This window comes from Achromobacter sp. T5-5, from assembly GCF_055397965.1.
In genome coordinates this window covers 1,101,152-1,123,797 of record NZ_AP027919.1, presented here as the reverse complement: position 1 = coordinate 1,123,797, position 22,646 = coordinate 1,101,152, and the positions used below count along the sequence as shown (strand labels likewise).

The window sequence follows — 22,646 nt, the reverse complement described above, 5'->3', positions numbered from 1 at the left end:
TTCCAGAGTGATGCGCGTTGTCAGCAATGGGCCGCGTCGGCGGCCGCCGTGTCGGTCAAAAATGCGTTGAGGACGCTGGCGGGGATCCCGCCTTCCGCGATGAGCTTGCGTTCGGCGTGCGTGAGTACCTGGGCATAGGCCTGGAAGCGCACCTGGCGATCCCCGTCCTCGGCAATCACGTCGATGGGTTCCCCCTTCAACACGCCATTCGTCACATTCTCCAAGCGCAGCGTCTCCGCGCCGGTCAGCCCCAACTGACGCCAGCCATGGCCGGGCGCGAACGCCAGCGGCAGAACGCCCATGCCCACCAGATTGGCGCGATGGATGCGTTCAAACGACTCCGCGATCACCGCGCGCACGCCCAGCAGCGCCGACCCCTTCGCAGCCCAATCGCGGCTGCTGCCCATGCCGTAGTCCTTGCCGCCCAGGATGACGCAGGCCTCGCCGGCATCGCGGTAAGCAGTCGCAGCATCGACAATCGGCATGAGCCTGCCGCTTGGATAGTGGCGGGTGACGCCGCCTTCCACGCCCGGTGTCAGCGCATTCTTGATGCGGATGTTGGCGAAGGTGCCACGCGTCATGACATGGTGGTTGCAACGGCGGGCCACATACGTATTGAAGTCGCGCGGCGCCACTCCCTTGCCGATCAGGTACATGCCCGCGGGCGTGTCGGCGGGGATCTCGCCGCTGGGTGAAATATGGTCGGTGGTCAGCGAATCGCCGAACGCGGCCAGCACCCGCCCATGCGCCAGGGCAGCCGCCAGGTCGCCCAGCGCGTCGCGGCCGGGTTCGGTTTTGAAGAACGGAGGTTCGACCAGGTATTGCGAATCCGGGTCCCAAGGAAAGCGCAAGCCGGCCGGCGCGGACAAGTCTCGCCAGATCGCGCTGTCCAGGCTGGCAGGGTCATAGACTTCGGCAAACAGCGACGGGTCCGACGCCAACGGCATCAAGGCCGTGATCTCGTCTTGGCTGGGCCAGACATCGCGCAGATAGACCGGCGCACCGTCCGCGCCCGGCCCCAGCGGCTCGTGCTCGAAATCCACGTCGATGCGGCCCGCCAGCGCGTACAGCACCACCATCGCGGGCGACCCGATGTAGTTGGCGCGCAGGAGTTTGTGGATGCGTCCTTCGAAATTCCGATTGCCCGACAGCACGGCGGCGGCAACCAGGCCGCCTTCGACAATGGCGTCAGCCACCCCGGAATCCAGGGGACCTGATTTGCCTCCGCAAGTCGTGCAGCCGTAACCGATCACGTGAAAGCCTTGGGCTTGCAGAGCCGTCAGCAGCCCCGCGGCTTCCAGATAGCGGGTGACCGCACGCGAACCGGGCGCCAGCGATCGCTTGACCCAGGCGGGCGGCGTCAGGCCAAGCGCCAGCGCCTTCTGTGCGATGAGGCCCGCCGCCAGCATCACACTGGGGTTGGACGTATTGGTGCAAGAGGTAATCGCCGCCAGTGCCACCGAGCCATGGCCGACGACGTCCCGACTCGCGGGACGTGCGGTGTCCATATTCACATCGAACCCGCCTTCCGACTGCGGCTCGCTCAGACGGCGCAGGAAGTCTGCGGCAACATCCGCCACATCCATGCGGTCCTGCGGGCGGCGCGGACCGGCCAAGCTGGGACGCGCCGCCGACAGGTCGATATCGATCACCCGACTGTAGGCGGGCGCCGCTTGCGAAGCGTCACGCCACAACAGGTTGACGCGCGCGTAGGCTTCAATCAACGCCAGTTGCTCTTCGTCGCGCCCGGTCATGCGCGCGTAATCCAGCGTGCGTGCGTCGATCGGAAAAAAGCCGCAGGTGGCGCCGTATTCCGGCGCCATGTTGGCGATCGTGGCTCGCTCGGGCACACTGAGCGCCGCCACCGCCGGGCCGAAGAATTCGACCATGCTGCCCACCACGCCCGCGGCGCGAAGTTGCTGCGTAACCAGCAGCGCGGCATCCGTGGTGAGGGCTGGCGCTTCAATGGCGCCGTGCAGCCGCACTCCCACAACCTCCGGAATGGGGAAGGTGTAGGCGTGGCCCAACAGGGCCGCCTCGGCGTCGATGCCGCCCACTCCCCAACCCAGCACGCCCAGCGCGTTGACCATGGGCGTGTGGGAATCGCCGCCGATCACGAAATCTGGGTAGACCCACTCGCCGTCCTGTCGCGTCTGGCGCGCTACCACCGGCGCCAAATACTCCAGGTTGACCTGATGAATAATTCCGATGCCCGGCGTGATGACGCGCAGTCCCTTGAAGGCCTGCTGCGCCCACTTCAGGAATCGGTAGCGTTCGTCGTTACGTTCGAATTCGCGGCGCAGATTGCGCTGCAGCGCCCCTGCCTGGCCCCAATAGTCGACCTGAAGCGAGTGATCCACGATCAGATCCACGGGAATTCGCGTGTCGACCTGCGCGGCGTCGCCGCCTGCCTGGGCGACAGCGTCGCGCAAGGCTGCCAGGTCTTGCAGCACCGGCAGCCCGCTGGAGTCCGGCAGGATCACGCGGGCAACATGCAGCGGCAGATCAGCCCCGGGGTGCTTTCCCCAATCCCACAGCCTGGTGATTTCCGCTTCGGATACGGCCGCGCCCCATGCCCGATGCCGCAGAAGGTTCTCCAGCAGCACGCGGATGACATAGGGATATGTCTGGATGTCGCGACCTTCTGCTCGGGCGGCGACGGACAGATCCGCGTAGCGCAGCGCCCTGCCGCTACAGGAGAAAGACTGGATCATGGCAATCGTAATCGGGAGAATATCAATTGAGGCCATCTTACGACCTTAAAAACAATAGTGTCAACACTATGGCGGAATCTAAGAATGGGACTACGGACTTTGCCGGGCCCATCCATCCCTCACACCAAAAGTGCCTACAACGGAGCTCTTGCCCACCACCTAGGGAAGACCCTGATAAATAGGCATAAAATCCATTTTTCGCCGTAGAAATCCCCGGAAACGAAGGGCTGCATCGCGCCAAGCCGGATCCCAAAAGAGTTGACACTTTAATAACTCCCTTGATAGGCTGTTAACACTATGAACATCTCCACGCCCCCCATCACCACCAAGGAAGACGCCTCCGGCCCGTTGGCCGACGTGGTGTTCGACCGAGTGCTGGAAGCGATCTACCAAGGCCGGCTTGCGCCGGGCAGCGTCATCAATGAGGTCGCGCTGGCGCAGGAGTTCGGCGTCAGCCGCGGCCCGGTTCGCGAAGCGGTGCGCCGCTTGCAAGGCATTCAACTGGTCACGCGCGAGCCCTACATCAAGGCGCGCGTCGTGACGCTGTCGGCGGAGTCCGCGCTGGAACTGTTCCAAATGCGGATGGCGCTGGAAGGCGTGGCCTGCAACTTGGCCACTCGCCGCATGAGCGACGAGGAAATCGCGCAGTTGCTGGTCGAGCTGGAGCAGGACCGCCAGCGCCGCCTGGCCGCCGCTAGCGGCGGCGCGCCGGCTCCCCGTGTCTTCGACTTCCACGAGCGCATCGTGCTGGCCAGCGGCAACACCCGCATCATCAACGCCCTGTGCGGCGACCTCTATCACCTGTTGCGCGTCTATCGCCGGCACTCCGGCACCGTGCTTGAGCGCAAGGACGACGCCTACGCCGAACACTGGCAGATCTTGCGCGCCATCCGCGCGCGCGATGCTGAACTGGCGGAGTCGCTCATGCGGTCTCACATCGAACGCGCAGCGCAACATCTCTTTGAACACCTGGCAGAAGGGGCATCCGGCATTGCCGGGCATCCCGTCTCGGCCGCATAACGCCCTTTGGAGCAGCACGACATGAACAACCCGCGCCACCAGTTCCGGCAATTGCTGAAGAACGAACCCTTCCTCGTGTCCCCCGGTGTCTACGATGGATACAGCGTCCGCCTGGTTGAAGCTGCTGGTTTCAAGACCGCCTGCACCAGTGGCGCGGCCGTGTCGAATGCGCTGCTGGGCATCGCCGATATCGGCGTAATGGGCCTGGCCGAAAACGTCACCCACTGCCGCCATCTGGCAAGGTCCGTCTCCATCCCGATTACCGCCGACGCGGATACCGGCTACGGCAATCCGGTCAATGTCTACCACACGGTGCAGATGTTCGAGGAAGCCGGCGTGGCAGGCATCAACCTTGAGGACCAAGTCAGCCCCAAGCGCTGCGGCCACATGCCCGGCAAAGACGTTGTCAGCCAGGCCGAGATGGTCAAGAAAATCGAAGCTGCCTGCCTGGCACGACGTGACGACGATTTCGTCATCATCGCCCGCACGGACTCGCTCGCCATCGAGGGCATTGAAGGCGCGGTCAAGCGTGCCCGCGCCTACGCGCAGGCTGGCGCGGACATGCTGTTCCCCGATGCGGTGCGCACCGAGGACGATATCAAGCGGCTTGTGGACGCCGCGGGCATCCCCGTCAGCATCAACATGGGCTTCGGCATCCGCAACCGCCCAACCACTCCGCTGATTCCACTGCCGCGCCTGAAGGAAATCGGCGTCAAGCGCATCAGCCTCCCACGCATGCTGCCTGCCGCCGCCATCCACGGCATGCGCCAGGCCCTGCAGGTCATGCAAGGCGTAATCACCACGGGCGAACCGGCGGATCGTCCCGATTTGCTGGTAGGCATCGAAGACATCATGCAGCTGATGGGCTACGAGCAGATGCGCGCCCTGGAAAAGCGCCTGACGACGCTGGACAACTGACCAGGCACTGACATGATCGAGCGTAGCGCGTCGGCGCATTGCGTCCTGACAGGCGCGGCATCCGGCATCGGCCTTGCGTTGACCCAGCGGCTGCTGGCGGCGGGCTGGCAGGTGACCGGCGTGGACATCGCGCCAGCCGCCGTCCAGGACAACCCGCAGTACCGCCACCTTGTTTGCGACCTGTCCGACCCTGCCGCATTGCACGCTTTGTGCGCGGACCTGGACGGCTGCGGTCCGACCGCGCTGGTGCACTGCGCGGGCCTGGTGCGCACGGGCGGCGCGCTGGATACGCGACCGGAAGACGCAGAGCTGCTCTGGCGGCTGCATGGTGCCGCGCCGATGGCGCTGGTCCAGGCCTTGGCGCCGCAACTCCCCGACCGTCGCGGCCGCATCGTGCTGGTGTCCAGCCGCGCCGTGCTGGGTCGCGCGCACCGCTTGGCGTATGCCGCCACCAAGTCCGCACAGATTGGCATGGCGCGAAGCTTGGCCGCAGAACTCGTCGGCCGTGGCATCACGGTCAATGTGATCGCGCCCGGCGCGGTCGACACCCCCATGTTGCACGATCCGAAACGCGGCGCCGCGCCGAGCGTGAACCTGCCGCTGGGCCGCCTGATCGACGCGCGCGAAGTCGCCGCGACCATCGCCTTCTTTCTGAGCGACGAGGCGGGAGCCATCACAGGGCAGACGCTCTACGTCTGCGGCGGCGCCTCGTTGGGAGCAATGACGTCATGACAACGGCGAACGCACCCGTGCTGGACGGAAAGGTTGTGATTGTGACCGGCGCTGCCGGCGGGCTGGGCCAGGCCATCGCCAGGCATTGCCTGGATGCGGGCGCCCGCGTGGCTTTACTGGATCGGGACGCGGACATGCTGGCGCAATGCTGCCGGACTCTGGCCGTCGCGCCATCCCGAATCCTGGCCCTGAGCTGCGACATCGCGGACGTCACCGCCTCGCGGGCGGCCGTGGAGCAGGTGGCTGCGCACTGGGGCGCCATCGACACGTTGGTGAACAACGCCGCCACGGTCACGCCAGGCGTGAAGGTCGCTGACCTGACACCGGAACAATGGCGGCTCGCGCTGGACGTGAACCTGACCGGTGCATGGCTGATGAGCAAGTGGGCGATTGCGCATATGGCGCGCGCGGGCGGCGGCGTCGTGCTGAACATTGCTTCGCAATTAGGAAGCGTGGCCGCGCCTGGCCGCGGCGCCTATGGCGCGAGCAAGGCAGGCCTGATCGCACTGGCGCGCGCCATCGCGGTGGACCATGCCGCCGACGGCGTCCGCGCCTTGAGCCTGTCGCCCGGCGCGGTCTTGACCAGCCGCTTGGTGGATCGCTACGGCGGCGCGCACGCTGCCAACGCGGCGTTAGCCAGCAAATATCCGGTCGGGCGGCTCGGCACCGCTGAAGAGATCGCGCGGACCGCAGTTTTTCTGATCAGCGAGGATGCCTCGTTCATCACGGGCACGGATATTCGTGCCGACGGCGGCTACACCGCGCAATAGCGTGGTCACCGTTTTATTCACGCAGTGCTTACACCACATAACAAGGGGCTTGAATCATGACGCACTCGATTACTTCCGCAACGCACACGCGCATGTCGCGCCGCAGAGCCCTAGGCATGCTGGCCACGCTTGCCGGGGCCGTCGGGCTTGTCACCGCCCCTGCCTTTGCGCAGGGTATCGACAACTTTCCCACGCGACCGGTAACCATCGTGGTGCCGTTCCCGGCCGGCGGCGCCACCGACCTCACCGCGCGCCTGGTAGCCGAAGGCCTGTCCAAAAAGTGGGGTCAGCCAGTCGTCGTCGAGAACAAGCCGGGCGCGGGCGGCAACGTCGGCTCGGAATACGTGGCGCGCGCCGCGCCCGATGGCTACACCCTTGTGCTGGGCGTCACGGGGTCGCACGGCATCAACACCTCGCTCTACAAGAACATGCGCTACGACCCGATCAAGGACTTCGAAGCCGTCTCGCAAGCCACGCTCTATCCCAATGCCATCATCGTCAACAATGATGTGCCGGCCAACAACCTGCAAGAACTCATCGCACTGCTGAAGAAGCCCGATGCGCACTATTCGTATGGCTCCGACGGCAACGGCACCGCTTCGCACCTGGGCATGGAACTGATCAAGAGCCAGGGCAAGTTCGAGCTCTCGCACATTCCGTATCGCGGCAGTGCGCCGATGGTGACCGACCTGCTGGGCGGTCAGATCCAGGTGGGCATCACCGGCCTGCCCGCCGTGCAGGCCTACGCCAAGAGCGGCAAGCTGAAAATCGTGGCGGTGACCACGGCGGAGCGTTTTGCAAGCGCGCCGGACTACCCGACAGTGGCTGAGCAGGGCTTCGCAGGCTATGCCGCGCCGCCCTGGTCTGGCTTCTTTGCTCCCAAGGGCACGCCCAAGCCGTTGGTGGATAAGATCTCGGCGGACATACGCGAAGCCATGTCCGACCCGAAGGCGAAGGAAAAGATGATAGCCGCCGGTAGCGAGTTCACGCCCAGCACGCCCGAGCAGTTCCAGGCCTTCGTGCAGAAGGAAATTGCGAAGTGGGCCGAGGCGGTCAAGATCTCCGGCGCCCGCATCGACTAGGCAGCATCCCCGCGCGCTCGCGCATTTCAGGGGAAAGCTTGTTCGCGGTGTTCTTGCTCATGGCTCGCACTCTCCCAAGAGTGCGAGCCTTCGCGATTCCCCAAGGCTGTTTAGTGCAACCAAACCTTCACGAGTAGCGTGGTTTAGTCCCCGGCCTATCGCCAAACAGCGCCTCTAGCGCCGCAGTCATCAACAGTTTCCATGAATCGATATGACGGGTGATCAACGCGGAAATCGCCTCGCATTGATGCGTCGCGGCCAGCTCGATCATTTCGTAGTGTTCGGAAACCGATGCGCGCTGGCGCTCCAGGCCGGCTGGCGAATTGATGCCATACAGCCACATGTCGCGCCCTACGCACTGATGCCATGATCTTCTCTACTCTCAAGTGTTCAGCGCACCGCTATAGATCCTGGGCAGCCTTCTCCACTGCGCTGATCGCACGCAGGACGGCGTCGATTCTCGCTTTGACGTTCGCTTCATTCGGTTGGTCGTCGGCCAGCGCGTCTCTGGCCTTTTTGAACGCGTCGATCGTTTCGGTAACGGCGTCAATCGCGTTACGTACCGGGATCAAGCGGATCCGCTTGGCGTTATGCTCGTTTTCAGCGGTTTGCTGCTTGACCGTCTTCTCCAGCTGATTCAGCAACACAATCCGGCCATGCATGACGTTGATAATTTCCGCAGCGGTTTTGCCCATAATCTCTTTTCGTGCTGCTTCCGCTTGCTCGTCGATGCTCCTTATGTTGTCCACTTCCACCGCATCGAAGATGTCCTCGGCCTCGGTCTGATTCGTAAAGTCCACGAGCCTTTTCGACTGCGTAATTACCGCCTCGTCAAACGCTGCCGAGTCCTTGTCTTTAGCGGCATTAATTATCTTGGCAACATCGTCGAGCAGCCGCTTTAGCTCTTTGCTACATGCCGCGAATCCGATGATATTGCTCATAGTTCACGCCACCTTTGCGTAAGGGTCCTGATTTCGGCGACCGCCGCGATGAGCGAATCCACATTGACAGGTTTGCGTTCCTTCACGGCTAGTGCCAACTGGGACTGCGTTGCACCCCACGTGGCGAGCGCATTCTCGGCGGCCAAAATTATCGACAGCCCGGCTTTCTCGCGTTGCCGAATTTCCTTGAGCTTGTCGTTGTACTCGTCCATGTGCGGGGCGATCTGCTGGCGGACGATGTCCAGTTGGGCGAGTTTGGCCTTCAGTTCATTGGTCTTGGCAGGCTGTCTCGCAGGCCCCGAGGTCAAGGCAAGCAATTGCAGCGTGGCGCTCTTCTGCTGCATGCCGAGCTCATCGTTTCGCTTGATCCAATCCCCATATACATTGCCGCTTTTCAGGTGTTGAACCTGGGTCTCGATTTGCAGGACAAACAGACGCCGTGCATCTGCGACTTGCGCTTTAACCAGGGCGGTGATCTTGACCATCGAGGGGCCAAACTTGATTAGTGCTTCCTCGAGTGACTGTGCGGCGACGTGCTTGGCGTATTCCCCATAGACGAATGCAACGGTGTCTGCCGCGAGACCCGCCACCTCCGCGCTGACTGCCGTCGTCGCATCGATCTTGACTGTGTCAACCAGTCGCTTGACAGAATCCGCCACCTGCCTTGCGCTCTCGGCCCCTCTATTGCCCGAGTCGACAATCTGTTCGATGGACTGCGCGTAGGCGACCATCGCTTCCAGCGAATTCATGGTTGCCAACCACGCCGCGTCCAGTTTCTTGATCGAGGCGTCGTCGAGCGCGATGGCGCCGGCGCTGCTCGCGGACGCGACCTCCGTTCTGACTGCCTCGCCGGTTGTTCCCACCGCGTCCTTGAGTTGGATGGTGGCCGCCGTGAAGCCGCGCGTATCGGGCAGCGCAGTACAGCCTCCCAGCAGGCTGCCCGCCAGGACGAGAGCCCAAAGCCCGCGCAACCGGGGATACGCCACACGCACCTGGCATTCTTGCGTCATCATTGCGCTCCGATGCAGGCCCACGATTCTTCGTCAGCAGTTGACCGTTATCTGGTCCGGTCAGTCTGATGGAGAGGAAAGCCAACCCCACGTCCGCAAGTCTTGCGCTTCGCCACTGCGCTTCGAGCTTGTACATAAGAGCGAAAGATAATTAAGAGGGAAGGGTCGATCCATACTCTATTTAGAGTATTCGGTGGGCGGGCGAACTCGAGTGGCGTTAGCAGCGATGTCTGCATCCGCCGGCACAATGAAAAGATCCGACCCGCCCAGCTTCAGCACCTGCCTCTTCAGCAGGCTGCCCGCCTGCGAGGCCGCCCGTTTTCCCACGGCAGTCGATCCGGTCAGCGTAACCGCCGTCGGCCACGCGCCCGCATGAACCACGCCAGATCTATTCAGGCGTCTTTCTCAAGCGCCTCCGAGCGGGATCCGGCCGAGGCACCGCGGCGATGAGCTTGCGCGTGTATTCGTGCCTTCACAAAAATCCAAGCATAAAGACGCCCCTCAACGCCCCAGATTCGTCCTGGCCAACTCAATCACCTCGTCACCCCTGCCGTTCATGATGGCCTTCAGCATGTACAAGCCAAACCCCTTGGCCTGTTCAAGCTTGATCTTGGGGGGAACGATCAGCTCTTGCGCCGAGGTCAGCACGTCGACCAGCACCGGGCCGGGGTGAGCAAGCGCCTCCTGCAGCGCGGCATCAAGGAATTCGGACGATTCGACTCGGATGCCTCGTACGCCGACTGCTTCGGCCATGGCGGCGAAATCGGGATTTGACAGGTCGGTTCCCGTATCCAGAAACCCCGCGGCTTTCATTTCCATGGAAACAAAGCCGAGAGCGCCGTTGTTGAAGACGACGATCTTTACGGGAAGCTGCAACTGGGACAGGGACAGGAAGTCTCCCATCATCATCGTGAATCCGCCGTCGCCGGACATGGAAATTACCTGCCGGCCAGGCGCCGCTGCCTGCGCGCCAAGCGCCTGGAGCATCGCGTTGGCCATCGAGCCGTGGTTGAAGGAACCCAGCAATCGGCGCTTGCCATTCATGGTGAGGTATCGGGCCGCCCACACGGTTGGCGAGCCGACGTCCACGGCGAAGATGGCGTCGTCATCGGCCAGTTCGTTGATGCGGCGGGCCAGATACTGGGGATGCAGAGGGCGGCCTGCCGGCGCCGGTGCGGCAAGGTTGTCGAGTTCTTTGCGGGAATCCCGGTAATGCCGAAGCGCGGCGTCGAGGAAGGCGCCGTCTTGGCGCTCGTCAAGCTGCTCCAGCAGCGCGGCGACGGTCTCGTCCACGTCGGCGGCAATGCCCAACGTCAGCGGCGCACGCCGACCAAGAGCGCTTGGATCGCGATCGACCTGCACGATCTTTGCGTGTTTGGGATAGAACGGGCGATAGGGAAAGTCTGTGCCCAGCATCAGCAGGAGGTCGGCGTTTTCCATCGCATGGTAGCCGGACGAAAAGCCGATGAAGCCCGTCATGCCGACATCGTAGGGGTTGTTCCACTCGACATGCTCTTTGCCGCGCAGGGCATGGACGACGGGCGCCTTGAGGCGCTGAGCCAGCGCGACGACCGCGTCGTGGCTGCCGGCGCAGCCGCTGCCGGCCAGTATCGACACCTTCCCTGCCCCGTTCAACAGTTGGACCAGTTCCTGCACCGCCGTTGCGTCCGGGCGGATGTGCGGGCGCGCGGGTGGCATAGGCCACGACGCCGGCACGTCCGAAGGCGCGGCGGCGAGCGCCACGTCGCCGGGTATCACCAGGACCGCCACCCCCTGTTTGCCGATCGCCGTGTTGATGGCGCGGGCCAGCACCCCAGGAAGTTGCGCAGGATTGGTGACGAGTTCGACAAATTCCGAGCATTCCTTGAACAAGTCCTGGGGATGGGTTTCCTGGAAGTACCCCAGCCCGATTTCAGACGACGGAATGTGGGCGGCGATGGCCAGCACCGGGACGCGGCTGCGTTGGCAGTCGAACAGGCCGTTGATCAGGTGCAGATTGCCGGGACCGCAACTGCCTGCGCATACCGCCAGCGTGCCCGTAATCGCGGCCTCGGCGCCGGCGGCGAAAGCCGCGGTCTCTTCGTGGCGGGTGTGCATCCACGCGATCTGGTCCATCCTTCGAAGGCTGTCGTTCAGTCCATTGAGACTGTCGCCCGTCACGCCCCAGATGCGGCGAACCCCAACTTCGGCAAGCACCTTAACAAGATAATCTGCGACGGTTGCGGCCATGGAATGCTCCTTGAAGGAACGCCGCCGGGACACCTATCGCTACGGTTTGACCCCAGCGCCGGAAGTTGACACATGTGCGGAAATCGTAGCACCGCACCCGGTGCCATGCCCACACCCCTCGCCGTGGCGCCCGCCCGAAAGGAAGCGGTGCGTGGCACGGTGTAATACACCCGATGTTTCGTCACATCCAAAGCGCCCCCTCCCTGATCAAAGACCATTCGGTCAGCAATAAGCCAAGCGACTGGCCATCGACTACTATCGGCTTTGCATTCAACCATTCGATCGCACCACTGGCGAAATTCGGCCAAGAGCGCAAGCTCGTTTGCATGACATCATTTCGTCGAGCGGCAAGAATTCGACGATTTGGTTAATGCAGCATTCGGTCTCGAAAGTTGCCTGTACCGGCGTACCATCGTTCGCGCCCATCGCTGCACCACAAGCTCGCTCGACTCCGTCCTCTACAGTCTCTGTGGGCGCTGACGCGCGGAAACCGTGCCCAGTTTCTGCCCATCTGTCGAAGACGGCAATGCTTCCATGCTTGACCCGCATCAATATTGCATAGCGTAAATGCGCCAAGCTGAGAGAACTCCAACATTCGTCACAGGAGCCTCTGATGAAAATTCTCGTTGCCGAGGACGGCGCAAAGTTTGCTCAACATGCCGTTACGAACAGTGAAAGGGAATGCAAGCCAGCCCGCACGGTGCTCGACGCAACAAAGATCAGACATGACATGGGGGAGCGAACTGGCCATGTAGCCAAAGCAGTTAGGGACTGTGCGAAGAAAGGAAAATCCGATCTTGTGATACTGGGTTCCAAAGACCAAGGGGCCATAGCCGACTTACTGGTCGACTCAACCGCGCAACGCTTGCCGCCGTGGCCCAGCAGCCAACCGGGCCAGTAAAGTGAGCCCTCCCGGCATAGCCCCCCCCGAAGGCTTGAGTCCTGAGCAGGCGCAGCAGCGCTTAGCGCAGGACGGCCCCAATGCGCTCCCAGCGTCCCAGCGGCGCAGCGCACTGCGGTTGGTGCGAGATGTGGCGGTCGAACCCATGTTTTTGCTGCTGGTCGCCTGTGGCGCGCTCTACCTGGTGCTGGGCAACCGCCAAGAGGCGTTAATGCTGCTCGGGTTTGTGTTCGTGGTGATGGGCATTACCTTTGTTCAGCAGCATCGCACCGAGCGCTCACTGGAAGCTCTGCGCGACCTATCCAGCCCGCTGGCTCTGGTCCTGCGGGGCGGCCAGACTCAAAAGATCCCCGCCAATGAACTCGTGTGTGGCGACACTGTGCTGCTGGCCGAAGGTGACCGCGTGCCCGCCGACCTGGAACTCACCCGTACCACAAACTTGGCTATAGACGAATCTCTGCTCACTGGCGAATCGGTGCCGGTGCAGAAGCAGGCCAGTGCTGAAGTCGCCGCTCCAGCCTACTCTGGCACCCTTGTCACTCAGGGCAGCGGGCAGGGCCGTGTAGTGGCCACAGGTGAGCGTAGCGCCCTGGGCCGCATAGGCCGGTCGCTACAGAGCATCGCCAGTGAAATCACGCCTATCCAGCGCGAAACGAAAGGCGTTGTCAAAACCGTAACCGTGGCTGGGCTCGCACTGGCGGTCTCGCTGGCCCTGGCCTATGGGCTACTGCGCGGCGACTGGTTGGGCGGGCTGCTGGCGGGCTTAACCCTGGCCATGGCCATCCTGCCGGAAGAGTTGTTGGTCATTCTGACTCTGTTTCTCAGCCTGGGGGCATGGCGTTTGTCGCGCCAGAAGGTCTTGGCACGCAGCATCCCCGCCGTAGAGCTGCTGGGAGCCACCACTGTACTGTGCGTCGACAAAACCGGAACCCTCACGGCCAATCGCATGGCGGTTCGGCAGCTCCAGTCAGGCAGCGCGATATACGACAGCCTACAAGACGGTGCAGCGCCTCTGCCCGAGGCGCTGCATAGCGTGTTGGAATACGCCGTTCTGGCCAGCCACCGCCGCGCCTATGATCCGATGGAGACTGCCATTGTGGGCGCAGGCGCACAGCTACTAGCCCACACCGAGCACTTGCACGTCGACTGGAGCCTGGTAGAAGACTACCCCTTGTCCCCCGATCTGCTTGCCATGTCCCGCGTCTGGCAGTCTCCCGATCTGAAAGACTACGTGATCGCCGCCAAGGGCGCGCCAGAAGCCGTAGTCGACCTATGCCATCTGCCCAGCGCCGAGCGCACACACATAGCTCAGCAGGTGGCGGCCATGGCGGCCAAAGGTATGCGCGTGTTAGGCGTCGCCAGCGCCGTGTTTTCCGCCTCGCCGCTGCCGGGCAATCAACACGATTTTGACTTCGTCTTTCTTGGCCTGGTGGGACTGGAAGATCCGTTGCGTCCCGATGTACCCCAGGCCATAACCTCCTGCCAGGCTGCCGGTATCCGAGTGGTGATGATGACCGGCGACCACCCTGCGACCGCTGTAGCCATCGCCCGCCAAGCCGGTCTGGCCACTAATGTCCCGCCGATGACCGGACAAGAACTCGCAGACCTCAGCGACGCTGCCCTATTGGACCGCCTGGCCACCACCCAGGTGTTCTGCCGCGTGCAACCCGCGCAGAAGCTGCGGCTGGTGCAAGCTTTTCGCGCGCGCGGGGACATCGTCGCCATGACCGGCGATGGCGTGAACGACGCGCCCGCCCTCAAAGCTGCCCACATCGGCGTAGCCATGGGCGCGCGCGGCACCGAAGTGGCTCGCCAGGCAGCTGATCTGGTGCTACTGAACGACAACTTTGCGTCTATCGTGACCGCAGTGCGCTATGGGCGTCGCGTATTTGCCAACCTGCGCAAGGCCATTGTGTTCGCGGTGGGCGTGCACGTGCCCATCGTCGGCCTGTCGCTGGTGCCGGTGCTGCTAGGCTGGCCCATGCTACTCATGCCGGTGCACATTGTCTTTCTGCAGCTCATCATCGATCCGGCCTGCTCGGTTGTGTTTGAAGCCGAGCCACTGGAGGCGGAGGCCATGACCGAGCCACCCCGTCGCGCAGACGCCCATCTATTTGACCGGACCATACTGACCCGTGGCTTGTGGCAAGGCGGCGGCCTGCTGGCGATACTGTTGGGCGTGTATTCAGGGACGCGGTGGGTGGCAAAATCCGACGACATGGCCCGCGCCATGGTGTTCGCGGTGTTGGTGCTCGCCAACCTGGGGCTCATCTACGCCAACCGCAACTGGACGCGTCCATCCTGGCGTGGGGGAGAAACCCGCAACCGCTACTTCGCCTGGATAAGCGCAGCCACCGTGCTGCTCTTATCCTGCGTGCTCGGCATATCCCCCGTGAGTCGTTTGTTTGCGTTTGAGCAGCCCACGCCGTGGATGCTCCTGTCGGCAGTGGGCCTAGCCGTTCTGGGTTTGATGTGGTTTGAGGGAGTGAAGTGGGCGCTAGGGCGCAAGTTAGGGTGAGTCAAGTTAGGGTGAGTCTGTCGTGCCGGCTCCTCACCCGGATGCCATGGCCCGATGTGAGCGGGCTTGTGCACTCGAAAATAACAGAATTATTTGGTGAACAAATTGAGGCAGCGCACGGCACTTGACGGATATCCGCACGCAAAATTCCGCTTAAGTTGGGTCCACGTTCATCATCGGTTCAGGTTTCAGTGCTTATGCTTCGGACCCAAATGCCGCAAGGCGAAATCGCGAGAACGGGAGCATTGACCATGACAGCCTTTCAGCCTCCGCCGGACGATCCGGAGGACAGTGCACACAGCCCGGCGGAACGTGCCGCTGCCGCTTCCCGAAGCACATGGGTAAGCGTAGGGGCCAATGTGGTACTTGCCACCACTCAGATCATCGTCGGCATTCTCTCGAAATCTCAAGGGCTGATCGCCGACGGCATTCATTCTTCTTCTGATCTGATAGCCGACTTTATCGTGCTGGTGGCCAACCGGCATAGCCAGAAAGAAGCCGACGCTGACCATCACTACGGTCATTTTCGCTACGAGACAGCGGCGTCCCTGGCGCTGGGCATATTGTTGCTGCTTGTCGGCGGGGGCATGCTGTGGTCGGCAATAAGCAAGCTGGAACGGCCCGACGCGATTCAGCAAGTCCACGTCGTGGCGCTCTGGGTGGCGTGTGGCGCCCTGGTGACCAAGGAGGTCTTGTTCCGATACATGCTGGCCGTAGCCAAGCGCGTGAAGTCCAGTATGTTGGTGGCCAATGCCTGGCATGCGCGCTCCGACGCCGCGTCGTCCCTCGTGGTGGGTATCGGCATCATCGGCAACCTGCTCGGTTACCCGATTCTGGACCCCGTCGCGGCGGCAATTGTCGGATTCATGGTGGCCAAAATGGGCTGGAGTTTTGCTTGGGATGCCCTGCATGACCTGATGGACCGGGCGATCGACGAGGACGAAGCCGCATCGATTCGGCGCACCTTGCAGGAAACGTCAGGTGTCCAAGGCGTGCATGACCTGCGCACCCGAAAAATGGGGGATATGATCGTGGCCGACGCACACCTGGAAGTCGACGCCACGCTGACTGTCGATGAGGGCCACAGGATCGCGGTGGAGGCACGCCACCGCGTGATGCTACGGCATCGTGTATTGAATCTCATGACCCATGTTGATCCCTGGAGACCTCCGTGCGCGTCAACGCAGTACTCTTCGAGTCGGCCGAGCATCGATCCCAGCCGTCCGTAGCGGGCTTAGAAAAAAGGGAAAAACCATGGCATTCAAGAACTCCGAAAAGCAGTATGGAAGCCTTGTCATCGCAATGCACTGGCTAATGCTTCTGGTTCTGGCGTTGGTGTACGCCTGTATGGAATTACGCGGGCTGGCCACGAAAGGCAGCGATCTATACAACAACGTCAAGGCCTTGCATTTTTCGCTTGGGCTATGTGTGATCGGGCTGGTCGCCCTTCGACTGGCCTTCCGACTGGCGGCGGGCACCGCGCCCAATGTCCGTCCGACGATGCCAAGATGGCAAGACGTTCTCGCACGATTGATGCATTACGCGCTGTATGCGTTCATGATCGCCACTCCGATTCTGGGATGGCTGACGCTCAGCGCCGCAGGAAAGCCGATTCCGCTGTTTGGCCTGAGCGTTCCTCCCTTGGTGGGTGCCGACAAGGCTTTGGCCGACCAAGTAAAGGAACTGCACGAAACCTTGGCTACGGTTGGCTATTTCCTTGTGGGCCTGCATGCCGCCGCAGCGCTGTTGCATCACTATATCCTTCGCGACAATACGCTCGTGCGCATGCTGCCTGGACGGCGCTGACGTTTTTCTTCGTGCAATTTTGAGCATCGATCGACAAATTGGCCGCCGACCCCAAAGATGTAACAGCGCCCCGCCCCCCCCTTGAACCTCAGAACATCATCCCTATAATTAGCACTCGACACCGGTGAGTGCTAACAGCCCTCCCGGGGCTAACCGATCATTCACTTACTTTTTAGTTAACAGGAGTTCCTCATGGCCTTGCGTCCCCTGGGCGATCGCGTGATCGTCAAACGCCTCGAAAACGAGCGCAAGACTGCCTCGGGCATCGTGATCCCGGACAGCGCCGCTGAAAAGCCCGACCAGGGTGAAGTCGTGGCCGTCGGCCCCGGCAAGAAGACCGAAGACGGCAAGATCCTGCCGGTTGACCTGAAGGCTGGTGACAAGGTTCTGTTCGGCAAGTACGCCGGCCAGTCCGTGAAGGTTGATGGCGAAGAACTGCTCGTCATCCGCGAGGACGAAATCCTCGCCGTGGTCCAGTAAACCCCGCCTCAAACGAATTTTCGAAGGAAGCTAAGAAATGGCTGCCAAGCAAGTATTGTTCGGTGATGACGCCCGCGTGCGCATCGTCCGTGGCGTGAATGTCCTCGCCAATGCTGTCAAGACCACCCTGGGCCCCAAGGGTCGCAACGTCGTGCTGGAGCGCTCGTTCGGCGCCCCGACCGTGACCAAGGACGGCGTGTCCGTCGCCAAGGAAATCGAACTGAAGGACAAGTTCGAGAACATCGGCGCCCAGCTCGTCAAGGACGTCGCTTCCAAGACCTCCGACAACGCCGGTGACGGCACCACGACCGCCACCGTGCTGGCCCAGGCCATCGTTCAGGAAGGCCTGAAGTACGTTGCCGCCGGTTTCAACCCGATCGACCTGAAGCGCGGCATCGACAAGGCTGTCGCCGCTGCCGTCGCCGAACTGCAAAAGCAATCCAAGCCGGTCACGACCAGCAAGGAAATCGCCCAGGTCGGTTCCATCTCCGCCAACAGCGATTCCTCCATCGGCCAGATCATCGCTGACGCGATGGACAAGGTTGGCAAGGAAGGCGTCATCACCGTCGAAGACGGCAAGTCGCTGGATAACGAGCTGGACGTCGTCGAAGGCATGCAATTCGACCGCGGCTACCTGTCGCCCTACTTCATCAACAACCCGGACAAGCAAGTCGCCGTCCTGGAAGATCCGTTTGTCCTGATTTTCGACAAGAAGATCAGCAACATCCGTGACCTGCTGCCGGTACTGGAACAAGTCGCCAAGTCGAGCCGTCCCCTGCTGATCATCGCGGAAGACGTCGAAGGCGAAGCCCTGGCCACCCTGGTTGTGAACAACATCCGTGGCATCCTGAAGACCACCGCCGTCAAGGCGCCTGGCTTCGGCGACCGCCGCAAGGCCATGCTGGAAGACATCGCCATCCTGACGGGCGGCACGGTGATCTCCGAAGAAACCGGCATGTCGCTGGAAAAGGCCGGCCTGGCTGAACTGGGCCAAGCCAAGCGCATCGAAGTGGGCAAGGAAAACACCACGATCATCGACGGCGCTGGCGACAGCAAGTCCATCGAAGCCCGCGTCAAGCAAGTGCGCGTGCAGATCGAAGAAGCCACGTCCGACTACGACCGTGAAAAGCTGCAAGAGCGCGTGGCCAAGCTGGCCGGCGGCGTTGCCGTGATTCGCGTTGGCGCTGCCACCGAAGTCGAAATGAAGGAAAAGAAGGCTCGCGTCGAAGACGCCCTGCACGCCACCCGCGCTGCAGTGGAAGAAGGCGTTGTGGCTGGCGGCGGCGTTGCACTGCTGCGCGCCAAGCAAGCCATCGCTGACCTGAAGGGCGACACGCCTGACCAGAACGCCGGCATCAAGCTGATCCTGCGCGCTGTGGAAGAGCCCCTGCGCACCATCGTCACGAACGCCGGCGAAGAAGCCAGCGTCGTGGTCAGCAACGTGCTGAACGGCAAGGGCAACTTCGGCTACAACGCCGCGACCGGCGAGTACACCGACCTGGTCGAGCAAGGCGTGCTGGATCCCACCAAGGTGACCCGCACCGCCCTGCAAAACGCTGCCTCCGTCGCCAGCCTGCTGCTGACGGCCGAAGCCGCCGTGGTTGAACTGGCTGAAGACAAGCCCGCTGCCCCGGCCATGCCCGGCGGCATGGGCGGCATGGGCGGCATGGACTTCTAAGTCCCGCTTCCCTTGCACGGCCTCCCCGGCTTCGGCCGGGGAATGCAGTATCCGAAACCCCCGGTCCTTCGCCCCGGGGGTTTTTTTCGCCCTGGATTTCTTTGCGTGTTGTTTCAAGGGCGGCGAAATCCCGGCGCTGGCAAACGTTTGCCAACAATCTGCCGGTATCTGGGGCCTGCATGCGTCCCTACAATGAAGGCTCCGATTCCGAGTCCTTTTCCCATGCGCCTGCCCAAGAACCTGCTGCGTGTCCTGCGACCTTCCCAGATCGGCGGACTGCTGATGGACTCCGCGCGGCAGTGGTCCAGCCATCGCGCGTCCAGCAAGGGCGCCGCCCTGGCGCTGTACATGGTGTTTTCGCTGGCGCCGATGCTGCTGCTGGTGATCGCGGTGGCCGGTGCGTTCTTTGGCGAGGAGGCGGTGCGCTCGGAATTGTTCGCGCAGCTTCGCGACCTGATCGGCGACCGGGGCGCTGAGGTGATCCAGACCGTGCTGGCCAGCGCCCACGAGTCGGGCAGCGGCTGGATCGCGGCGCTTGTCTCGATCTGCGTGCTGATCTTCAGCGCGACCACGGCCTTCGCCGAACTGAAGGCAAGCCTGGACGAATTGTGGGACGTGACCGCCAACCAGAAAGGCGGCCTGCACGGAATGGTGCGCAGCCGCCTCTTGTCATTCGGATTGGTGCTGGTCCTGGCGCTGTTCCTGCTGGTGTCGCTGACCGTGAATGCCGCGCTGGCCGCCGCGCGCGGCATCTACGGCGAACTGTGGGCCAATTCCACCTTCGCGGTTGTCGCGGAGTGGATCTCCAACCTGTTTTCTTTTTCGGTTGTGGCGGCGTTGTTCGCGGTGGTGTTCAAACTGCTGCCCAGCGCGAAGATATCGTGGCAGGACGTCATTCCTGGCGCGATTGTCACGGCCGCCCTGTTTCTGCTGGGCAAGTGGGGCATTGGCCTGTACTTGGGGCGCGGCGCCGCCGTGTCGGCGTATGGCGCGGCCGGCTCCCTGATCGCACTGCTGCTTTGGATCTGGTATTCCGCGCAGATCTTCTTTTTCGGTGCGGTCTTCACCCGGCAGTACGCGCTGCGATTCGGCAAGGTCCCACGGGAGGAGCCGCCCGCCCCGCAGACGCCCCCGACTGCGCAGACGCCACCGCCCGCAACAACGCCTGCGCCAACGCCTTCCCCCGCCGAGCCGGCGCACGCCGCCCCCAAGACTGACTCCTGACGCGGCCCGCGGCGCGCGGCCTCAGCGCGTCTCCGGGGGCTCTGGCGTCTCCAACCCCGCCATCAGGCGCAGGCACCGCAGGAAGACGGGCCGCAGTTCCTCGGGAATCGGCGCGAGCACCTGCGCCTCGACCTCGGCATCGCGCGGCAGGATGCGCGCCAGCAGCGCCTCACCCTGCGGGCTGATTTCCAGCGCATAGGCGCGCCCGTCTTCCGCCGAACGCGTGCGACGCACGTAGCCCTTCTTCGTCATGCGCGCGATCATCTCGGCGAACGAATTGCGGTCCAGCGCGATCAGCTCGGCGATACGGTTCTGCGTGGCGCCAGGATTCTGGTAGACGGTGACCAGCAGGGCCTTCTGGCGTGGCGTCAGGTCCTCGTCCGGAAATGCCTGCGCGAACAGCGCTTCGGCCCGGAAGTGGGCGCGGCGCAGCAGGTGCGAGGCCACCTGCGTCAGGTCGAACTCCTGCAAAGCCCGGGCAGAGGCCGGGCGGGCGGAACGGGAAGCGGCGGTCATCGGACGTCCATGGAATTGGCCTGGCGATTGTAGGCGCAGCCGTGCTCGAAAAAGTGCATTGACTTGGCGCGGCAGGCTGCCTACTATCCGTCAATATAGTACGTATACGTATTTATCTGCATCCACCCGGAGAACACGCCGATGCCGATACGCCAATTGCGCAACTACCTGGATGGCCGCTTCGAAGACGGCCGGTCCACCTTCGACAAAGCCAGTCCGGTGGACGGACAGCGCATTGCGCAGGTCCACGAGGCCAGCCGTGACCAGGTCGAGCGCGCCGTGGCCGCCGCCCGGCGCGCGCTGCCCGCGTGGGCGGCGCTGCCGGTGGCGGCGCGCACCGACTATCTGCTGGCATTGGCGGACGGCATCGAGCGCCGCTTCGACGATTTCCTGCAGGCCGAGATCGGCGATACCGGCAAACCAGTCGGCTGGGCCGGCAAGATCGACATCCCGCGCGGCGCGGCCAATTTCCGCGCCTTCGCGGAGCTGGCGCGCACCCTGGACATGGAAAGCTACATGACCGACACGCCCGATGGCCGGCAGGCGCTGAACTATGCCTACCGCAAGCCCCTGGGCGTGGTGGGCGTCATATCCCCCTGGAACCTGCCCCTGCTGCTGCTGACCTGGAAAGTGGCGCCCGCGCTGGCCTTTGGCAACACCGTCATCATGAAGCCGTCCGAAGTGACGCCGTCCACCGCGACACTGCTGGCGGAAGTCGCCCACGACGCCGGCCTGCCGGCGGGCGTCCTCAACCTCACGCACGGCTTCGGCCCCGACTCGGCCGGCGAATTCATCACCACCCACCCCGACATCGACGGCATCACCTTCACGGGCGAGTCCGCCACCGGCGCGGCCATCATGCGCGCCGTGGCGCCCGGCGTGAAGCCCGTGTCGTTCGAACTGGGCGGCAAGAACGCGGCGATCGTCTTCGCGGACGCCGACTTCGACGCCGCCGTGGACGGCGTCACCCGATCGGTCTTCGCCAACTGCGGCCAGGTCTGCCTGTGCACGGAGCGCGTCTACGTCGAGCGCCCCCTCTACGACCGCTTCGTCGCGGCCCTGGCGGCGCGGGCGCGCGACATGCGCATCGGCTGGCCGCTGGATCCCGACACCGAAATGGGACCGCTGGTGTCGCGCGAACATCGCGACAAGGTTCTTTCGTACTTTGCGCTGGCGCGTGAAGAAGGCGCCACGGTCGTCGCCGGCGGCGGCGTGCCCCTGTTCGGCGATGCGCGCGACGAAGGCGCCTATGTGCAGCCCACGATCTGGACCGGCCTGCCGGAAAGCGCCCGCTGCATCAAGGAAGAAGTGTTCGGCCCCGTGTGCCACATCGCGCCCTTCGACACCGAGGAAGAGGCCATACGCCTTGCCAACGACACGCGCTACGGCCTGGCGGCCGCCGTCTGGACCCAGAACCTCGCGCGCGGGCACCGTGTGGCCCAGGCCATGCAGGTTGGCCTTGCCTGGGTGAACTGCTGGTTCCTGCGCGACCTGCGTACGCCCTTCGGCGGCAGCGGCCTCTCGGGCATCGGCCGCGAAGGCGGCCGCCACTCATTGCACTTCTACACCGAGCCCACCAACGTCTGCATCAAGCTCTGACCCTCTCACCCAAAGGAACGCACGATGAATCCGCCCAACGCCAGCGCCAGCGCCAGCGCCACCGTCGTACCCGGCAAAGCCACGCCCCGCGGCAAGTATCCCCACATCAAGCGCGCCGGCGACTTCCTGTTCGTCTCCGGAACCAGCTCGCGCCTGCCCGACAACCGCATTGCCGGCGCGCAAGTCGACGCCATGGGCACCGCCACGCTCGACATCCGTGTGCAGACCCGCGCCGTGATCGAGAACATCCGCGACATCCTCGCCACCGCCGGCGCCACACTCGCGGACGTCGTCGAGATCAGTACTTTCCTGGTCAACATGAACGACTTCGGTGGATACAATCAGGTCTACGGCGAGTTCTTCGACGCCGACGGCCCGGCGCGCACCACGGTTGCGGTGCACCAGTTGCCGCACCCTCAATTGCTGATCGAAATCAAGGCGGTCGCCTACAAGCCGCCCGTGCGCTAGCAGCCGCAAGCGCACCGGGCAACGCGGAACGGGCGGCGGC

The 22,646-nt window shown here is 63.3% G+C and carries 21 protein-coding genes; 14 read left to right on the top strand and 7 right to left on the bottom strand.

From position 1 onward, the window contains the following. Window positions 1-20: 20 nt before the first annotated feature. Window positions 21-2,714, bottom strand: a complete 2,694-nt coding sequence (gene acnA, locus ACZ50Q_RS05065) for an aconitate hydratase AcnA (protein ID WP_464080765.1) — start codon at window positions 2,712-2,714, stop codon at window positions 21-23. Between the two features lie 297 nt (window positions 2,715-3,011). Here acnA and ACZ50Q_RS05060 point away from each other — a divergent pair, with 297 nt between their 5' ends. From ACZ50Q_RS05060 to ACZ50Q_RS05040, 5 genes are read left to right on the top strand one after another with little or no spacing between them, the layout of a single operon-like run. Beyond that, window positions 3,012-3,734, top strand: coding sequence for a GntR family transcriptional regulator (locus ACZ50Q_RS05060; protein ID WP_464080764.1), 723 nt, complete (start codon window positions 3,012-3,014; stop codon window positions 3,732-3,734). Between the two features lie 21 nt (window positions 3,735-3,755). Then, window positions 3,756-4,652 carry an isocitrate lyase/PEP mutase family protein gene (locus tag ACZ50Q_RS05055; protein WP_464080763.1) on the top strand — a complete coding sequence of 299 codons (897 nt, stop codon included), beginning with the start codon at window positions 3,756-3,758 and terminating at the stop codon, window positions 4,650-4,652. Window positions 4,653-4,664: 12 nt separating this feature from the next. Next, complete coding sequence (locus tag ACZ50Q_RS05050) at window positions 4,665-5,384, top strand: SDR family NAD(P)-dependent oxidoreductase (protein ID WP_092580474.1); 720 nt, start codon at window positions 4,665-4,667, stop codon at window positions 5,382-5,384. Further along, a complete protein-coding gene (locus ACZ50Q_RS05045) occupies window positions 5,381-6,154 on the top strand; it encodes an SDR family NAD(P)-dependent oxidoreductase (protein WP_464080762.1) in 774 nt (257 codons plus the stop codon). The genes ACZ50Q_RS05050 and ACZ50Q_RS05045 overlap by 4 nt, the downstream gene beginning before the upstream one ends. Before the next feature lie 56 nt (window positions 6,155-6,210). Further along, window positions 6,211-7,236: a Bug family tripartite tricarboxylate transporter substrate binding protein gene (locus ACZ50Q_RS05040; RefSeq protein WP_092580470.1), complete on the top strand. Its 1,026-nt coding sequence runs from the start codon at window positions 6,211-6,213 to the stop codon at window positions 7,234-7,236. Window positions 7,237-7,363: 127 nt separating this feature from the next. Here ACZ50Q_RS05040 and ACZ50Q_RS05035 read toward each other — a convergent pair whose 3' ends face one another. The 5 genes from ACZ50Q_RS05035 to poxB form a co-directional block, all read right to left on the bottom strand. Beyond that, window positions 7,364-7,579, bottom strand: coding sequence for a hypothetical protein (locus ACZ50Q_RS05035; RefSeq protein ID WP_464080761.1), 216 nt, complete (start codon window positions 7,577-7,579; stop codon window positions 7,364-7,366). A gap of 58 nt (window positions 7,580-7,637) precedes the next feature. Further along, on the bottom strand, window positions 7,638-8,177 hold the full coding sequence (locus tag ACZ50Q_RS05030) for a hypothetical protein (RefSeq protein ID WP_092580468.1): 540 nt from the start codon (window positions 8,175-8,177) through the stop codon (window positions 7,638-7,640). Further along, window positions 8,174-9,190 carry a hypothetical protein gene (locus ACZ50Q_RS05025; RefSeq protein ID WP_464080760.1) on the bottom strand — a complete coding sequence of 339 codons (1,017 nt, stop codon included), beginning with the start codon at window positions 9,188-9,190 and terminating at the stop codon, window positions 8,174-8,176. Before ACZ50Q_RS05025 ends, ACZ50Q_RS05030 begins: the two co-directional genes overlap by 4 nt. Window positions 9,191-9,364: 174 nt before the next feature. Further along, window positions 9,365-9,514, bottom strand: a complete 150-nt coding sequence (locus ACZ50Q_RS05020) for a hypothetical protein (protein ID WP_464080759.1) — start codon at window positions 9,512-9,514, stop codon at window positions 9,365-9,367. Window positions 9,515-9,688: 174 nt separating this feature from the next. Beyond that, window positions 9,689-11,416, bottom strand: a complete 1,728-nt coding sequence (gene poxB, locus ACZ50Q_RS05015; RefSeq protein WP_464080758.1) for a ubiquinone-dependent pyruvate dehydrogenase — start codon at window positions 11,414-11,416, stop codon at window positions 9,689-9,691. Between the two features lie 613 nt (window positions 11,417-12,029). On the opposite strand from poxB, the gene ACZ50Q_RS05010 reads away from it, so the two are divergent. The 7 genes from ACZ50Q_RS05010 (at window position 12,030) to ACZ50Q_RS04980 (ending at window position 20,023) form a co-directional block, all read left to right on the top strand. After that, the gene (locus ACZ50Q_RS05010; RefSeq protein ID WP_464080757.1) at window positions 12,030-12,317 is read left to right on the top strand and encodes a universal stress protein; all 288 of its coding nucleotides are present in this window, start codon (window positions 12,030-12,032) and stop codon (window positions 12,315-12,317) included. A gap of 1 nt (window position 12,318) precedes the next feature. Next, window positions 12,319-14,835, top strand: coding sequence for a cation-translocating P-type ATPase (locus ACZ50Q_RS05005; protein ID WP_464080756.1), 2,517 nt, complete (start codon window positions 12,319-12,321; stop codon window positions 14,833-14,835). Between the two features lie 251 nt (window positions 14,836-15,086). Further along, window positions 15,087-16,064: a cation diffusion facilitator family transporter gene (locus ACZ50Q_RS05000; RefSeq protein ID WP_464080755.1), complete on the top strand. Its 978-nt coding sequence runs from the start codon at window positions 15,087-15,089 to the stop codon at window positions 16,062-16,064. A 25-nt stretch (window positions 16,065-16,089) separates the two neighbouring features. Continuing rightward, window positions 16,090-16,641, top strand: coding sequence for a cytochrome b (locus ACZ50Q_RS04995; RefSeq protein WP_464080754.1), 552 nt, complete (start codon window positions 16,090-16,092; stop codon window positions 16,639-16,641). A gap of 192 nt (window positions 16,642-16,833) precedes the next feature. Next, on the top strand, window positions 16,834-17,121 hold the full coding sequence (groES, locus tag ACZ50Q_RS04990; protein WP_006221616.1) for a co-chaperone GroES: 288 nt from the start codon (window positions 16,834-16,836) through the stop codon (window positions 17,119-17,121). A 37-nt stretch (window positions 17,122-17,158) separates the two neighbouring features. Continuing rightward, window positions 17,159-18,799: a chaperonin GroEL gene (gene groL / locus ACZ50Q_RS04985; protein WP_464080753.1), complete on the top strand. Its 1,641-nt coding sequence runs from the start codon at window positions 17,159-17,161 to the stop codon at window positions 18,797-18,799. A 222-nt stretch (window positions 18,800-19,021) separates the two neighbouring features. After that, on the top strand, window positions 19,022-20,023 hold the full coding sequence (locus ACZ50Q_RS04980) for a YihY/virulence factor BrkB family protein (protein ID WP_092582787.1): 1,002 nt from the start codon (window positions 19,022-19,024) through the stop codon (window positions 20,021-20,023). Between the two features lie 21 nt (window positions 20,024-20,044). Here the strand turns inward: ACZ50Q_RS04980 and ACZ50Q_RS04975 are convergent, their stop codons facing one another. Further along, complete coding sequence (locus tag ACZ50Q_RS04975) at window positions 20,045-20,539, bottom strand: MarR family winged helix-turn-helix transcriptional regulator (protein WP_464080752.1); 495 nt, start codon at window positions 20,537-20,539, stop codon at window positions 20,045-20,047. Window positions 20,540-20,680: 141 nt separating this feature from the next. Between ACZ50Q_RS04975 and ACZ50Q_RS04970 the strand changes: the two genes are divergently transcribed. Both ACZ50Q_RS04970 and ACZ50Q_RS04965 read left to right on the top strand, forming a co-directional pair. Next, window positions 20,681-22,138, top strand: a complete 1,458-nt coding sequence (locus ACZ50Q_RS04970) for a 2-hydroxymuconic semialdehyde dehydrogenase (RefSeq protein WP_464080751.1) — start codon at window positions 20,681-20,683, stop codon at window positions 22,136-22,138. A 24-nt stretch (window positions 22,139-22,162) separates the two neighbouring features. Further along, on the top strand, window positions 22,163-22,606 hold the full coding sequence (locus ACZ50Q_RS04965) for a RidA family protein (RefSeq protein ID WP_464080750.1): 444 nt from the start codon (window positions 22,163-22,165) through the stop codon (window positions 22,604-22,606). Window positions 22,607-22,646 lie beyond the last annotated feature (40 nt).

Bases quoted from the DNA above. Each gene is read 5' to 3' on its own strand.
- ACZ50Q_RS04970 (WP_464080751.1), top strand. From the start codon at position 20,681: ATGCCGATACGCCAATTGCGCAACTACCTGGATGGCCGCTTCGAAGAC.
- ACZ50Q_RS05010 (WP_464080757.1), top strand. From the start codon at position 12,030: ATGAAAATTCTCGTTGCCGAGGACGGCGCAAAGTTTGCTCAACATGCC.
- ACZ50Q_RS05040 (WP_092580470.1), top strand. From the start codon at position 6,211: ATGACGCACTCGATTACTTCCGCAACGCACACGCGCATGTCGCGCCGC.
- ACZ50Q_RS05045 (WP_464080762.1), top strand. From the start codon at position 5,381: ATGACAACGGCGAACGCACCCGTGCTGGACGGAAAGGTTGTGATTGTG.
- ACZ50Q_RS05060 (WP_464080764.1), top strand. From the start codon at position 3,012: ATGAACATCTCCACGCCCCCCATCACCACCAAGGAAGACGCCTCCGGC.
- ACZ50Q_RS04965 (WP_464080750.1), top strand. From the start codon at position 22,163: ATGAATCCGCCCAACGCCAGCGCCAGCGCCAGCGCCACCGTCGTACCC.
- ACZ50Q_RS05030 (WP_092580468.1), bottom strand. From the start codon at position 8,177: ATGAGCAATATCATCGGATTCGCGGCATGTAGCAAAGAGCTAAAGCGG.
- groES (WP_006221616.1), top strand. From the start codon at position 16,834: ATGGCCTTGCGTCCCCTGGGCGATCGCGTGATCGTCAAACGCCTCGAA.
- ACZ50Q_RS05000 (WP_464080755.1), top strand. From the start codon at position 15,087: ATGACAGCCTTTCAGCCTCCGCCGGACGATCCGGAGGACAGTGCACAC.
- ACZ50Q_RS04980 (WP_092582787.1), top strand. From the start codon at position 19,022: ATGCGCCTGCCCAAGAACCTGCTGCGTGTCCTGCGACCTTCCCAGATC.
- ACZ50Q_RS05050 (WP_092580474.1), top strand. From the start codon at position 4,665: ATGATCGAGCGTAGCGCGTCGGCGCATTGCGTCCTGACAGGCGCGGCA.
- poxB (WP_464080758.1), bottom strand. From the start codon at position 11,416: ATGGCCGCAACCGTCGCAGATTATCTTGTTAAGGTGCTTGCCGAAGTT.
- groL (WP_464080753.1), top strand. From the start codon at position 17,159: ATGGCTGCCAAGCAAGTATTGTTCGGTGATGACGCCCGCGTGCGCATC.
- ACZ50Q_RS04995 (WP_464080754.1), top strand. From the start codon at position 16,090: ATGGCATTCAAGAACTCCGAAAAGCAGTATGGAAGCCTTGTCATCGCA.
- ACZ50Q_RS04975 (WP_464080752.1), bottom strand. From the start codon at position 20,539: ATGACCGCCGCTTCCCGTTCCGCCCGCCCGGCCTCTGCCCGGGCTTTG.
- ACZ50Q_RS05025 (WP_464080760.1), bottom strand. From the start codon at position 9,190: ATGATGACGCAAGAATGCCAGGTGCGTGTGGCGTATCCCCGGTTGCGC.
- ACZ50Q_RS05035 (WP_464080761.1), bottom strand. From the start codon at position 7,579: ATGTGGCTGTATGGCATCAATTCGCCAGCCGGCCTGGAGCGCCAGCGC.
- acnA (WP_464080765.1), bottom strand. From the start codon at position 2,714: ATGATCCAGTCTTTCTCCTGTAGCGGCAGGGCGCTGCGCTACGCGGAT.
- ACZ50Q_RS05055 (WP_464080763.1), top strand. From the start codon at position 3,756: ATGAACAACCCGCGCCACCAGTTCCGGCAATTGCTGAAGAACGAACCC.